This is a genomic window from Aliivibrio finisterrensis (assembly GCF_008933155.1).
Lineage (GTDB): Bacteria > Pseudomonadota > Gammaproteobacteria > Enterobacterales > Vibrionaceae > Aliivibrio > Aliivibrio finisterrensis.
In genome coordinates this window covers 1-14,877 of sequence record NZ_WBVP01000027.1, presented here as the reverse complement: position 1 = coordinate 14,877, position 14,877 = coordinate 1, and the positions used below count along the sequence as shown (strand labels likewise).

The 14,877-nt window shown below is 39.1% G+C and carries 13 protein-coding genes; 2 read left to right on the top strand and 11 right to left on the bottom strand.

All coding sequences use genetic code 11. The features are described 5' to 3' along the window. Positions 1-8 precede the first annotated feature (8 nt). From rimM to ffh, 3 genes are all read right to left on the bottom strand, one after another. Complete coding sequence (rimM, locus tag F8B77_RS16205; protein ID WP_130044251.1) at positions 9-536, bottom strand: ribosome maturation factor RimM; 528 nt, start codon at positions 534-536, stop codon at positions 9-11. A gap of 27 nt (positions 537-563) precedes the next feature. After that, the gene (gene rpsP, locus F8B77_RS16200) at positions 564-812 is read right to left on the bottom strand and encodes a 30S ribosomal protein S16 (protein WP_130044252.1); all 249 of its coding nucleotides are present in this window, start codon (positions 810-812) and stop codon (positions 564-566) included. A 255-nt stretch (positions 813-1,067) separates the two neighbouring features. Beyond that, the gene (gene ffh / locus F8B77_RS16195) at positions 1,068-2,441 is read right to left on the bottom strand and encodes a signal recognition particle protein (protein ID WP_151656608.1); all 1,374 of its coding nucleotides are present in this window, start codon (positions 2,439-2,441) and stop codon (positions 1,068-1,070) included. Positions 2,442-2,592: 151 nt separating this feature from the next. On the opposite strand from ffh, the gene F8B77_RS16190 reads away from it, so the two are divergent. Continuing rightward, complete coding sequence (locus F8B77_RS16190) at positions 2,593-3,387, top strand: cytochrome C assembly family protein (protein ID WP_151656606.1); 795 nt, start codon at positions 2,593-2,595, stop codon at positions 3,385-3,387. Positions 3,388-3,489: 102 nt separating this feature from the next. After that, positions 3,490-4,761, top strand: coding sequence for an HlyC/CorC family transporter (locus tag F8B77_RS16185; RefSeq protein WP_151656603.1), 1,272 nt, complete (start codon positions 3,490-3,492; stop codon positions 4,759-4,761). Positions 4,762-4,822: 61 nt separating this feature from the next. Here the strand turns inward: F8B77_RS16185 and luxS are convergent, their stop codons facing one another. From luxS to F8B77_RS16145, 8 genes are all read right to left on the bottom strand, one after another. Continuing rightward, positions 4,823-5,341, bottom strand: a complete 519-nt coding sequence (gene luxS / locus F8B77_RS16180) for an S-ribosylhomocysteine lyase (RefSeq protein ID WP_151656601.1) — start codon at positions 5,339-5,341, stop codon at positions 4,823-4,825. Positions 5,342-5,372: 31 nt separating this feature from the next. Then, the gene (locus F8B77_RS16175) at positions 5,373-5,972 is read right to left on the bottom strand and encodes a transglycosylase SLT domain-containing protein (RefSeq protein ID WP_130066338.1); all 600 of its coding nucleotides are present in this window, start codon (positions 5,970-5,972) and stop codon (positions 5,373-5,375) included. A gap of 64 nt (positions 5,973-6,036) precedes the next feature. After that, positions 6,037-7,602, bottom strand: a complete 1,566-nt coding sequence (gshA, locus tag F8B77_RS16170; protein ID WP_151656599.1) for a glutamate--cysteine ligase — start codon at positions 7,600-7,602, stop codon at positions 6,037-6,039. 136 nt (positions 7,603-7,738) lie between these two features. Continuing rightward, a complete protein-coding gene (locus tag F8B77_RS16165; protein WP_151656597.1) occupies positions 7,739-10,591 on the bottom strand; it encodes a M16 family metallopeptidase in 2,853 nt (950 codons plus the stop codon). 8 nt (positions 10,592-10,599) lie between these two features. Continuing rightward, on the bottom strand, positions 10,600-11,031 hold the full coding sequence (locus tag F8B77_RS16160) for a YqaA family protein (RefSeq protein WP_151656595.1): 432 nt from the start codon (positions 11,029-11,031) through the stop codon (positions 10,600-10,602). A 96-nt stretch (positions 11,032-11,127) separates the two neighbouring features. Then, the gene (locus F8B77_RS16155; RefSeq protein WP_130044268.1) at positions 11,128-12,258 is read right to left on the bottom strand and encodes a sodium ion-translocating decarboxylase subunit beta; all 1,131 of its coding nucleotides are present in this window, start codon (positions 12,256-12,258) and stop codon (positions 11,128-11,130) included. Between the two features lie 12 nt (positions 12,259-12,270). Beyond that, positions 12,271-14,058: a sodium-extruding oxaloacetate decarboxylase subunit alpha gene (gene oadA / locus F8B77_RS16150; protein ID WP_151656593.1), complete on the bottom strand. Its 1,788-nt coding sequence runs from the start codon at positions 14,056-14,058 to the stop codon at positions 12,271-12,273. A gap of 37 nt (positions 14,059-14,095) precedes the next feature. Next, entirely contained in the window at positions 14,096-14,347 is a 252-nt protein-coding gene (locus tag F8B77_RS16145) for an oxaloacetate decarboxylase subunit gamma (RefSeq protein WP_151656591.1), read from the bottom strand. Positions 14,348-14,877: the final 530 nt, after the last annotated feature.

The following is a 14,877-nucleotide window of genomic DNA, read 5'->3' as shown; positions in this document are numbered from 1 at the left end:
CCTAGGGATTAGAACCCAGGATCCCAGTCAACTTCGATCCGTTGAGCTTCACGATCAATTAATTTGATCACTTGCTCATCAATAAAAGGAATCAATCGTTCCTTTTTACCAAAAGCATCTTTCAGGTTTGCTTTGACTACAAGAACATCGTTTGATCCGGTTTCAAAAATGTCGTCAACAACACCAAGACCGTAGCCTTGCGTTGTAACCACTTCCATACCAAACAATTCACGCCAGTAGAACTCATCTTCTGACAGCTCAGGTAGTACATCTGCTTTAACTGCAATTTCTAGGTTAGTATAAGTTTGAGCTTCTTCTCGAACCTCTAACCCTTCCAGTTTGCACACCAAACCTTTATGACGTTTCCAGCTTTCGACTGAAAACTCGACCCACTCACCTTTAACTTGGATAAGCCAAGGCTTGTAATCGAAAATGCTTTCAGGTTGATCTGTAAAGGAAACTACTTTCAACCATCCACGAATACCATAGGAAGCACCAAACTTACCTATAACAATAACTTCGTCTTGCTTACTCATAAATTCTTTACCTTTAACCAACTAATATTAAGCCGCTTTTTTAGCGTCTTTAACTAGCTTAGCTACACGATCAGAAAGACCAGCGCCTTGCTCAACCCAGTGACCAACACGATCAAGATCTAGGCGTAGACCTTCTTCTTGACCTTGTGCTGTAGGGTTAAAGAAACCTACTTTCTCAATGTAACGACCAGTTGATTTAAAACGGCTGTCCGCTACTACGATTTGATAAAATGGACGCTTCTTAGCGCCGTGACGTGCCAAACGAATGGTAACCATATCGTCCTCTTTTGCTTTGTATAAAAATTAAATTGGCCCAAAAAGATGAATTTTTGAGCCCTCGTGCCAAATTAAAGCCCCGGAATTTTACTCTTATAGAGTTTCAATGCAAGGGATTTAGTTACTTTTTCACCAATTATTTTTGTAATTGATGAAAAAATTGGAAAAAAAAAGTGCGCTAGGTTATGTTTTTCACTAAATTAGCTTGTCGCACTTAATTATATAACTTTTAGGATATCATCAGTTTAATGAGCGTTAGCGGCCAAGGCCACCCATCCCGCCCATTCCGCCCATCATTCCTTGCATATTACGCATCATGCCTTTCATTCCACCCTTCTGCATTTTTTTCATCATTTTCTGCATTTGAGTAAATTGTTTTAGCATACGGTTTACATCTTGCACTTGAACACCAGAACCTGCAGCAATACGCTTTTTACGTGATCCTTTGATGATTTCTGGACGTTCACGTTCTTTCATTGTCATGGAATTAATAATCGCTTCCATTTGATTGAACATCTTGTCATCAACTTTATCTTTTACATCACTTGGTAGTTGAGACATGCCTGGGAGCTTATTCATCATTCCCATCATGCCGCCCATGTTTTTCATTTGACCAAGCTGTTCGCGGAAATCTTCTAAATCAAAGCCTTTTTTCTCTTTGAATTTTTTAGCTAGTTTCTCTGCTTTCTCTTTATCAACGTTCTTTTCAAGATCTTCAATTAAAGAAAGAACATCACCCATACCCAAAATTCGAGAGGCAATTCGTTCTGGATGGAACGCTTCAAGTGCATCGGTTTTTTCACCTACACCTAAAAACTTAACTGGCTTACCTGTGATATGACGAACAGATAAAGCGGCACCACCACGAGCATCACCATCTATTTTAGTTAAAATAACACCGGTTAGTGGTAAAGCATCACCAAAGGCTTTAGCGGTATTCGCCGCATCTTGGCCTGTCATTGCATCAACAACAAACAGGGTTTCAATCGGATTCACATGAGAATGAAGCTGTTTGATTTCATCCATCATTTCAGTATCAACAGCTAGACGACCGGCTGTATCCACGATAACAACATCAAAAAACTTCAGTTTTGCATGCCCAATTGCAGCATCGACGATATCAATTGGCTTTTGATCTGCACTTGATGGGAAAAAGTCAACATCAACCTCTCCTGCTAACATTTCTAGCTGTTTGATCGCCGCAGGACGGTAAACATCGGCAGAAACAACAAGTACTTTTTTCTTATCACGCTCTTTTAATAATTTAGCAAGTTTACCTGTACTGGTTGTTTTACCTGCACCTTGTAAACCCGCCATTAAAATAACCGCTGGCGGCTGACACGCTAAATTTAAGGCTTCATTTGATGCCCCCATCACGGTTTGAAGTTCAGATTGAACAATCTTTATGAACTCTTGTCCTGGAGTTAAACTTTTTGAAACCTCAACACCAACCGCGCCTTCTTTTACACGCTTAATAAAATCACGAACTACAGGTAAAGCTACGTCGGCCTCTAATAGAGCCATGCGCACTTCACGCAGTGTTTCTTTTATATTGTCTTCTGTTAATCGACCTTTACCACTGATATTTTTCAGGGTTTTGGATAGTCTATCCGTTAAATTATCAAACATATTCCTGCGCCTACTTTGCGACCATTTCTCGATTATACCTAAATCTGAGACGTTATAATGAAAATTTTTTATCCTAACTGAATCACACCTACCGAGATTGCCCTCTAAAGGGTATAATCAAAATGTTGATAAACTAAATGATCAGTGAATTATGGATACGATTACAGCAATAAGTGCTGCACTTTTTTACTTTCTTGCTTTAGGGTTTGTGATCCCAGGCCTAGCTGGCCAAAATAAGATCCAAATAAATGTAGTACTGATTTGTGCTTCACTTGCTTTACTTCTGCACGCATGGCAATTAAAAGAATTGATCCTAAATAGCTTTGGGCAAAATTTAAGTATTCTAAATGTGGCTTCTCTTATTAGCTTTATTATATCGCTAGTAATGAGTGTTTCTATGCTCAAGTTTAGAGTGTGGTTTATTTTGCCCGTCGTTTATAGTTTCTCTGCAATTAACTTAATCGCAGCGACTTTTTTGCCAGGGGCGTTTATTACTCACTTAGAGTCTCATCCAAGTTTATTAATTCATATTTCTTTAGCACTGTTTGCCTATTCAACGTTAATGATCGCAACACTTTATGCCTTACAACTTGCTTGGCTCGATCATAAACTAAAAAGTAAAAAGTCATTAATGTTAAATCCAAACCTTCCACCATTAATGATGGTTGAACGTCAGCTTTTCAAGATCATTTTAGTGGGTTTATTGCTACTGACACTTACATTAATGACAGGCTTCACATATATTCAAGATATGTTTGCACAAGGTAAGGCTCACAAAGCAATCCTTTCCTTTATAGCTTGGGTTATTTATGCTGTATTAACTTGGGGTCATTACCAACGAGGTTGGCGCGGTCAGAAAGTATTATGGTTCAGTTTATCTGGTGCATTTTTACTGACTCTGGCTTACTTTGGCAGTCGTTTTGTTCAAGAGGTAATTTTAACTTAAATTGTGGTAATCGCTCACTTTTGGTATTCAAACTTGACAGACTGATTATCAGATAAGATAAATACCCTTTAGTTACCCTTTTAAAATAGAGGATCAAGACACTTGGACGACATATCAACCGGCGCCCTATTTACGTTATTAGCTATACTTATTGTTATCTCTGGTTACTTCTCAAGCTCTGAAACAGGCATGATGTCGTTAAACCGCTATCGTCTAAAGCACCTATCCAATCAAGGTCATAAAGGGGCAAAGCGCGTTGAAAAGTTACTGAGTCGTCCTGACCGCCTTATCGGCTTAATTCTTATCGGTAATAACCTTGTTAATATCCTTGCTTCTGCAATCGCTACTATTCTTGGTATGCGCCTTTATGGTGATTATGGTGTAGCTATTGCCACGGGTGTGTTAACTCTTGTCATTCTTGTTTTTGCTGAAGTCACTCCTAAAACCCTTGCGGCAATGTATCCTGAACGAGTCTCTTACAGCAGCAGTATTGTATTAAATGTTTTAATGAAGATACTTTCTCCTCTCGTTATTTTGGTTAATTTTATCACCAATGGTTTTCTTAAGCTGTTAGGCCTTGGGGCTGACCATAATGATAAAGACAACCTGAGTTCAGAAGAGCTTAGAACGGTTGTGCATGAGGCTGGAGGGTTAATTCCGCGTCGTCACCAAGATATGTTAATTTCCATTCTCGATTTAGAGCACGTAACCGTAAATGATATTATGGTGCCTCGCAGTGAGATCACCGGGATTGATATTAATGATGATTGGAAATCTATTTCACGCCAATTAACTCATTCTCCTCATGGACGTATTGTTCTATATCGTGATCAAATCGACGAAGTCGTTGGCATGTTACGCTTACGAGAATCTTATCGATTAATGCTTGAGAAAAATGAATTTACCAAGGAAACCTTATTGAGAGCAGCTGATGAGATATATTTCATCCCAGAAGCCACACCATTAAATACACAATTATTAAAATTCCAACGCAATAAGGAGCGTATAGGCTTAATTGTTGATGAATATGGCGATATCCAAGGTCTAATCACGTTAGAAGATATTTTGGAAGAGATTGTGGGTGAATTCACGACCTCAATGGCTCCAAGCCTAGCTGAAGAAATAACACCTCAGCCAGATGGTAGCTTTATGATTGAAGGCAGTGCCAATATCCGAGATATTAATAAAGGGTTAAAGTGGGATTTACCAACCGATGGACCAAGAACGTTAAATGGCTTAATTCTTGAACACCTAGAAGAAATACCTGAAGCTGAAATTAGTCTTGAAATTGACCAACACAATATGGAAATCGTAACAGTAGAAGAAAATAAAATTAATTTGGTGAAAGTCTTTCCAAGCCCTGAAGACAAATAATACATAAAAAAACCGCATTAGATAAAATTAAATGCGGGCTTTTTAGTTATTAATGTTAAAATTAATCAACCGATAATTCTTTTAGCATTGAATCTGGTAATGCTAATTCGTCGTTTCTATTTACTCGAATACCTGATGCTAAAATAGTACTCGCAATCGCTTTTGCTTCTTCTAATGAATGCATGGTGTAAGTGCCACACTGGTACTCATTCAATTCAGGTATCTTATTTTGTGCTTCTACTTTTAAAACATCTTCCATTGATGCTATCCAGGCATTAGCAACGGTTTGCTCGGCTGGTGTACCAATCAAGCTCATGTAAAAGCCTGTACGACATCCCATTGGCGAAATATCTATAATTTCAACCTCTGAACCATTTAGATGATTACGCATAAAGCCTGCGTATAAATGCTCTAAAGTATGAATGCCTTTTTCTGATAATATATCTTTGTTTGGTGCGGTAAAGCGTAAGTCAAACACAGTGATCGTATCACCTTTTGGAGTTTGCATTGTTTTTGCAACACGAACCGCTGGTGCTTCCATACGAGTATGATCTACAGTGAAACTATCTAATAGTGGCATATTCTAATCCTTTAATTTATGAAATGATGGCTTACCACCACCAACTACTTTGTCGTTCAAGTTCGGCTTTACATTGTTTTAATTGCCAGCCATACGTTTTTGCTTGAGATTCGACCTTACGAGCTATCTTAATCAATTGTGGTTTTCTTTGATAGCTTTTACGTTTATAACCACCACGACCTTCATGATAAGCCAGATATTGGTTATACGGGTCCCACTTTGAGATCCCTAATTGTTTTTGCGTACCATCAGTATACCAACCTATAAACATAATGGCGTCATCAAAGCTACTGCGAGATCCTCCACCGGTTGCTTCTTCATACTCTCCCCATACAGGGTCTTGAGCTTGCGCATAACCATAAGCGGAACTTGGGCGACTCCATGGGATAAACCCTAGCAATTGAGTTCTTGGTGGCCTTACCGTTGCTCTGAAGCTACTTTCTTGTTTCATAATGGCCATGGCTACATTTATTGGAGTTCCATATTCTTCAGTCATGTCTTTGGCGTCATCATACCAACCACTTTTCTCTCGAAAAATATCACATAAGTTGTCTTGTTTTGTTGGGGGAGCAGTCGCACATCCCGTTAATACTGAAAAAGTAACAGCAACAATGACTAATTTGTAATTCATAAACTCACTCAAAAAAAAGCACCGTTATTCATAGAATAACAGTGCTATAAGTTTCTATTAATAATTACTTCAAATAACTAAAGTAATTACTCAAATACTCAGAGAAAGAGAGCGTATCTTTCGCTTCAATGTCTTTCTGTGCTTGAATAGAACGCTCAACCTCAGCATCTAACTCTTCTTTAGTATAATAGCCATATTGATGATTAAGATGAGTTTCGCGGTGTTGAACCGCAAGATCACACCCTATTTTACCAATACCACCACCTTTTTTCGTATCTGCAAGTAAACGACCTGAGATGGTTAACTCTGGATCTTCAATCATTGCTATTAAACGTTGGTGAGTTTGTTGATATTCATCATCTCCATTCGCAGCGTCCATTTTTTTAGCGATAACCAGTAAATCATCAAATACTCGCTCAGCCCATGCTTTTTGAGTTAACCGTTCGCCTTGGCAACCAATCTTCAGTTCTAAGCCTGGTTTACGACCTTTTTCAATGATCTTATTCCAATTATCTTTCCAACATGCCATTTCACTGTCATTCATTGGCGCTGAATCTGTTAGTACTGCCCATGTTAAAAATAAGTCTAAGAAACGGACTTGGTCTTTATCAACCCCTACAGAGCTGAATGGGTTTACATCTAATGAGCGAACTTCTATGTATTCTACGCCATCTCTTTCTAATGCTTCTGATGGCCTTTCGCCATTTTTAGCAACACGCTTAGGGCGGATTGGGGCATACAGTTCATTTTCGATTTGCAGTACATTGGCATTCAATTGAATGTGCTTATCACCCTCTTTTAAACCAATTTTTGCAAATTCTTCTGATGGTGTCCGTATTGCTTTATTTAAACCATCAACGTACTCACTAACGCTGTTTAAACTGATTTTTAAATCACTTTGTGAATCATTGGTATAGCCAAGATCACTTAACCGTAAAGACGTTGCATAAGGAAGATAAAGCGTACTCCCTAATGTTTCAAACTCCATTGCCGTTTCACGGCCTTGAATAAATGAGCTACACAGTGCTGGAGACGCACCAAAGAAATACGGAATTAACCAACCAAAACGATAATAGTTACGGATCAAACCAAAGTAAGCATCTGATACTGACTCTTTTCTTTCATTTTCAGATTGCTTACCAAACAATTCATCCCAAAACTCTGTTGAGAATGAAAAGTTAAAATGCACGCCCGAGATCACCTGCATCACACTACCATATCGGCGTTTTAGCCCTTCACGGTATGTTGTTTTCAGCTGCCCTACATTTGATGAGCCATACTGCGCAAGCGTAATATCGTCGTCATGAGTAACAAAACATGGCATAGAGAGGGGCCAAAGCTTTTCTTCACCCATGTGTGAAACCGTATAATGGTGTACATCTTCAAGTTGTTGGATTACTGTATCGACGTCATTCGATACAGGTGTAATAAACTCTAGTAAAGACTCTGCAAAATCAGTGGTTATGTATTTATGCGTTAATGCTGAACCGACACCTACAGGATGTGGCTTCGACGAAAGTGAAGCGCCTAAAGTAAATCGTAGGGTCTCTCTTTCAATTCCTCGACCCGCTTTCTTAAAGGCCTTAGGATTGGAAGCGACTTTCTGTAATCGGTTGATAAATTCGGTCAAAATACAATCTCGCTATTGAGGTAAGTTCAACATCATAATGTTGATTTATATCCTGAGATACTAACAAATTTTAATGAGACTTGGATACGAAAAAAAACGGCGATATTTTTATATATTGCCGTCTTTCTAACAATCATTACTTATTAGGTGTTAGTAACTCTATTGGTAAACCTAATGTTTTTAGTTTAGGCATTAATGACTTTTCATCACCAACCACAATAATTTGATATTCCGTTGGATCAAACCATTTTGCAGCTAATGCATTCAGTTCATTACGCCCTAATGTCGCTATTAACTCATTTTGTTCATCAATGAAATCTTCATCCAAAGAATAGGTGAGAATTTTGCCAAGTAAATTTGCTTTTTGACTTGGGGTTTCATACTTCAGTGCATCTTGTTGACCAACTGCTAAGCGCATAAAGTTCAACTCATCCATTGTCATGCCATCCGTTTCAAATTTTTTCATTTCAGTAATGAATTCCTTGATCGATTCTAGCGTTACATCAGCTCGAACTTGGGCATAAAAAATCGACATTCCAATTTCTTTATTTCCCATTAAATAGCCACCAGCACCGTAGGTATACCCTTTATCTTCACGAAGGTTCTGATTAATTCGACTGTTAAAATTACCACCTAAGTTAAAGTTAGCTAATTGAGTCTGATACAGCTCCCCTGTCGCATCATATGGCATACCTTGGCGGACAAAGCGAATCACACTTTGGGGCGCGTTCGGTTTATCTACAAAATAAATCTTTTGTTTGCCTAATTTAGGTAATTTTTGTGGTGCTAATAGCTGAGGCGTCTTACCTTGCCAATCCGCTAAGAAAGAAAGTTTTGATACAAGATCTGATTTAGTTATATCACCAACAGAAACGACTTGAGTCCCAACAGGGGTGTAATTATCTTTATAGAACTGTTTTACATCTTCAATGGTTAAACTGTTGACTGAGTCTAGCGTGCCATCTGGAGAACGTTCAAAAATAGTCCCGCTAAACAAGACTTCACGAGTCGCCTGAGAAGCTAACCATGATGGTTTTTGATGATCGTAAACAAGCCCTTCCATTGCTTGTTTTTTCAATCGCTCAAAATCAGCCTCTTTGAAGGCTGGAGCAAATAACATGTCATTTACTATGGCTAATGTTTGATCAATATTTTTCGTCAGTGATGCTATTGAAATGGTTGTCGTATAACTGCCAGTATTAAAAGAGACTGAGCTGCCTAATTTATCCAATTCTTTTTGAATATCTTCAGCGGAACGCTCGATGGTTCCTTCTTCCATCATGGCTGCGGTTAACTCAGCTAACCCTTCCTTACCTCTTACCACATAGCGATTTCCAGCAGGTATTGCTATCTGTAATTGAATCGTTGGTGTCTCAATCGCTTCAGTGCCTAATATTTCAATATCGTTCTGTAATTTCGCACGATAAATATCCGGTGTTTTGGCCGTCACGGCTTTTGATGGTTGAGGCATAATAGAGCGATCAAAATCATCAACCGCTTTACGTACTTCTAAATCACCTTCACCAATTTTGTGATACTCAGGTAGATCTCTTTTTGGCGTAATAAAGTTTGGTTCTTTAACTTGAAGTTGTGTTTTTCCTTTTGGTACAACACTTAACGTCACCTTATATTTATCAGCAATATAATGATCAAAGGCTTGAGATACTTTTTCTGGCGTTACTGCTTTTAGTTCCGTTAATTGTTTTTCAAGTTGGTTAGGTTGACCATAGAATGTCTCATTTGAAGCAAGTTGAGATACTTTTCCTGATACCGATTGCAATCCAAATATCGCTCCAGCTTCGGCACTGCCTTGAACTTCAGCAAGGTCTTCTTTTGATACGCCCTCTTTATCAAATTTTTCAAGCACATCCATCACTTCAGTATAAGCTGTGGCTAAATTGTTATTGTCACCAGAGTCTGTCATCGCGTACACGTACAGAGTACATGATAACTCTGCACAATCATGAAAAGCGCCGGCATCAACTACTTTGCCAGTCTTCACTAACTCTTGGTAAAGTAAGCTTGTTTTACCACTACCAAGTAACGTTGCTAACATATCCAAGCTGGCTTCTGTGTCTTCACCACGATACGTCGTTGGCCAACCAATCATAACCATTGGTTGTTGAATGCGGTCTTCTAGTGTGATGTAACGGTTTTCTATTAACGTTACTGGTTGTTTAGGGGCATTTTCAACTTCAGGACCACGAGGGATTGAACCAAAGTATTTGTTTACCCACTCTAATGTTTGCTTGCTATCTAAATCACCACCGATAGTAATAACGGCATTGTTAGGCCCATACCAACGTAAAAAGAAGGCTTTTAAGTCGTTAACATCAACACGATCTAAATCCTCGACATACCCTATCGTTTGCCATGAATATGGATGACCTTGTGGGAATAACGCCTCTCCCATTCTTTCGTAAATTAAACCATATGGACGGTTATCATAATTCTGACCGCGCTCATTTTTCACTGTGCTGCGTTGGATCTCAAATTTCTTTTGGGAAACAGCATCAATCAAGAAGCCCATTCGATCAGATTCTAGCCATAGCATTTTTTCTAATTGATTCGCGGGTACGGTTTCAAAATAATTTGTTCTATCGCGATTAGTCGTGCCGTTTAACGTCCCACCTGCTTCAGTGATGATTTTAAAATGTTGTTGGTCGCCAACATTTTCGGAACCTTGAAACATCATATGCTCAAAGAAATGAGCGAAACCTGATTTACCGATCTCTTCTCGTGCAGAGCCTACATGATAAGTCACATCAACATGTACGAGAGGATCTGAATGATCAGGGCTAAGAATTACAGTTAGCCCGTTTTCTAATCTGTATTTCTGATAAGGAATTACTGTAGTGCCTTCTTTTGGTAGCACTTGCTCAACCAAAGTAACACCTTCTGGCAGGTCTGATTTTTTTGGGGCTTCAAACTCAGAATTACTGCACCCTGCGAGTGCTAAAATAATCGAGAGACCTAATAATTTTTTCATCTTAAATCCTATAATATTCCATTTACTGCAAACGATAGAAGAACGTATCGAACAGCCTTGCCAATTCCTATTAAAATCACACATGGCCAGAACTTCATTCTTAACCATCCGGCAGCTAAACAAAGGGGATCACCAATAACAGGTAACCAACTGAAAAATAACGTCCAATAGCCGTATTTTTTTATCGATTGAATGGCTTTATGACCGTGTTTTTGTGAAGAAGTTTTATCAGGGAGTAACAAACCAAGCCAATAATTTGTTATGCCTCCGAGCGTATTTCCCAATGTAGCTACAGCAATAACTGTCCACATAGAAAAACTGTCTAATTTTAATGTTGCAATTAAACTTGCCTCTGAGGCTCCTGGTAATAATGTGGCACTTAAAAATCCAGAGCTAAATAATACCCATAATGCTGAATCCGCATTAAACCAATCGAACATGGTGAAGAAATCCCGATAGCCCAGTAAATATAGTTAATAAGCATAAAATAAAAAAGGGTGCTACTGCACCCTTTTATTGTTAAGTTTTACTCAATATTAACCAACAAGCGCTAATAAGATACCAGCGGCAACCGCAGAGCCGAGTACACCAGCAACATTAGGTCCCATTGCATGCATCAATAAGAAGTTTTGGGGGTTAGCTTCAAGACCTACCTTATTAACCACTCGAGCAGCCATCGGCACAGCTGATACCCCAGCAGCACCAATTAATGGGTTTATGTCTTCTTTCGAATATTTATTTAATATCTTAGCCATAATTAAACCACCAGCAGTACCGACGCTGAAAGCAACCGCACCTAGCAATAAAATGCCTAACGTTTCAACGTTCAAAAAGGTTTCAGCTTCTAGCTTTGAACCAACACCGAGCCCTAAGAAGATGGTCACAACATTGATCAGTTCATTTTGAGCAGTACTAGATAAACGATCGACAACACCAGACTCTTTCATCAAATTACCTAAACAGAACATGCCAACTAACGGCGTTGCTGATGGTAAAAATAGAATCGTCATAAGAAGAACAGCTAGCGGGAAAATGATCTTCTCCGCTTTACCTACATGACGCAATTGGGCCATCTTAATTTTACGCTCTTCTGGTGTAGTTAGTGCCTTCATTATTGGAGGCTGAATGATTGGCACTAAGGCCATATAGCTGTATGCAGCAACAGCAACGGCACCCAATAAATCAGGGGATAATTTACTCGCTAAGAAGATAGCAGTTGGACCATCAGCACCACCAATAATAGCAATTGATGAAGCATCAGCTAATGTAAATTCCATGCCAGGAACAAAGTTAAGCAAAATCGCACCAAATAATGTTGCAAAAATACCCACTTGCGCAGCTGCGCCTAACCATAACGTTTTAGGGTTTGCGATGAGTGCCCCAAAATCCGTCATTGCACCCACCCCCATGAAGATCAAGAGTGGGAAGATTCCGGTTTCAATCCCAACGTAATAAACGTAGTAAAGTAAACCGCCGGGCTCTGTAAAGCCTGCGTTTGGAATGTTAGCCAATATTGCACCAAAACCAATTGGTAGCAGTAGTAATGGCTCAAATCCTTTTTTAATCGCTAAGAATAAAAGACCGCAACCTACTAAAATCATAATAAGTTGTTCAAACTTAAAATTAGCAATTGAGGTTTCATTCCATAATATTAATAAACCATCCATGTTTAACTTACCTTACGCTAGAGAAAGCAACGGTGTGCCAACAGCTACCGCATCGCCTTCCTTAGTTAAAATATCCTGCACTGTACCATTACGTGACGCTTTGATCTCAGTTTCCATTTTCATGGCTTCAAGAATGAGTAAAACCTCACCTTCCGCAACTTCTGTTCCAGGTTGAACGAGCACTTTAAAAATATTTCCAGCTAATGGAGCATCTACTGATTCAGCATCCACTGCTGATAACTGAGGAGATTGAACTGGTGCTGGTTGAGCGGATACTGGAGCTACCGAAGAAATAACGCCTTGAGGGCCAACTTCAACATTGTAAATTTGACCATCAACTTTAACGCTATATGCTTCAACTTTACCTTTTGCTGGCGTTACTTTCACGCCCTCTTCCACTCCTTCTTTTTCTGAGCCTGGTGCTGGTTCAAAAGCATCTGGATTATTGCGGTTATTTAAGAATTTAAGCCCAACTTGAGGGAATAAAGCATAAGTAAGAACATCATCAACTTGTTGCTCTGCAAGTTCGATATTCTCTTCTTTTGCTTTCGCTAGCAACTCATCTGTTAGGGTATGAAGTTCCGATTTCAATAGATCAGCTGGGCGACAAGTAATGGCTTCAGCACCGTCTAATACACGAGCTTGAAGTTCAGCATCGACAGCAGCAGGAGCTGAACCATATTCTCCTTTAAGAACCCCTGCGGTTTCTTTTGTAATGCTTTTATAGCGCTCACCGGTAAGCACATTAATCACGGCTTGAGTGCCTACAATTTGTGATGTTGGCGTCACTAAAGGAATGTAGCCAAGATCTTTACGCACTTTCGGGATCTCTAATAAAACTTCATCCATCTTATCAGCAGCACCCTGCTCTTTAAGTTGGCTTTCCATATTCGTTAGCATTCCACCGGGAACTTGTGCAATAAGGATGCGAGAATCGACTCCTTTTAACTGGCCTTCAAACTTGGCGTATTTTTTACGAACTTCTCGGAAGTAAGAAGCTATCGGCTCTAGTTGATCGAGTTTTAAATTCGTATCTCGCTCAGTGCCCTCTAACATAGCCACAACCGTTTCCGTTGGTGTATGACCGTAAGTCTGGCTCATTGAAGAAATTGCCGTATCGAGGATATCAATACCCGCTTCAACGGCTTTTACTGCTGTTGCTGCTGACAAACCGGTTGTTGCATGGCTATGTAATGCCAATGGCACATCACATGACGCTTTAATTCGTGTAATTAATTCTTCTGCTTCATAAGGTTTAAGTAAACCAGACATGTCTTTAATACAAAGAGAATGACACCCAAGATCTTCAAGACGTTTTGCTAGATCGACCCAAGTATCTGAATTATGCACAGGGCTGGTCGTGTAAGAAAGTGTACCTTGTGCATGAGCACCAACATCAATTGTCGCTTTAACGGCTGTTTGAAAGTTTCTCACATCATTCATTGCATCAAAAATACGGAATACATCCATACCATTACTATGAGCTCGCTCAACAAACTTTTCTACCACATCATCAGCATAGTGGCGATAACCCAATAGGTTTTGACCACGTAATAGCATTTGCATTGGCGTATTTGGCATTGCTGCTTTTAATAAGCGTAACCGCTCCCACGGATCTTCACCTAAGTAACGAATACAAGCATCAAATGTTGCTCCACCCCAGGTTTCTAATGACCAATAGCCAATTTTATCGAGCTGCTCAGCAATAGGCAGCATATCTTCAACACGCATACGCGTTGCGAAGAGTGATTGATGGGCGTCACGAAGTACCACATCAGTGATAGAAAGTGGTTTAGACATACTTACAAACTCCTTGTAATAATTTTCCTAAAACAGATTATTTATGCTTTTGAAGGTGTAACTTAACCGCAGCAGAAATTGCAGCAATCACTTGAGGCTGCACTGTTGTTTGATCGGGATCTGAATTTTTCTGGACAGCGAGTACCTGTTTGGGCGCTAGCTCCACAGGCAACAACTTAGACATGAGTTGAACTAGATAAACTAGAATAGTAAGGAATATAAATACAACCCCCATGCCTGTAAGCATTAAGGTTGCCGCTTCCAATAGTAAACTTCCAATGTCTGTCATCTTTTATTCCTTTTTGATGATAGTGACAATGTTATACCATTCTGAGTAAGTAGTTATTCAGATAATTGCGTAGGAAAAATCGATTAGAGCAAGGCATAAATTACAATAACTAGTCGTTCTAATTACAAAATTTATAACGCAGACATAATAGATTTTAACAAGCAAGAATGATCAAATACTTATGTAGATTGGTATTAAATGTGCTCTTTTATTCTAAAAAGAGTAAGTGATTATCTCGACCTCAACGAAATTGTCAAATCAGAAACAATCTAAATAAGTTCCAAAAAGAATAAAATGACAAGATATATCCATACACTGCCACTACTTCCCTAAACTTAAACTGATTACAATCAAATTACCTAACAATAACCTTTAAATCAATATATTTAATAAAACCATCAATTGATTAACTTAATTTCCTTCAGACATAAAAAAACCCGATCATTAAGATCAGGTTCTTTTAAAAGAATGGTGCGCCAGGGAGGATTCGAACCTCCGACCGCCTGGTTCGTAGCCAGGTACTCTATCCA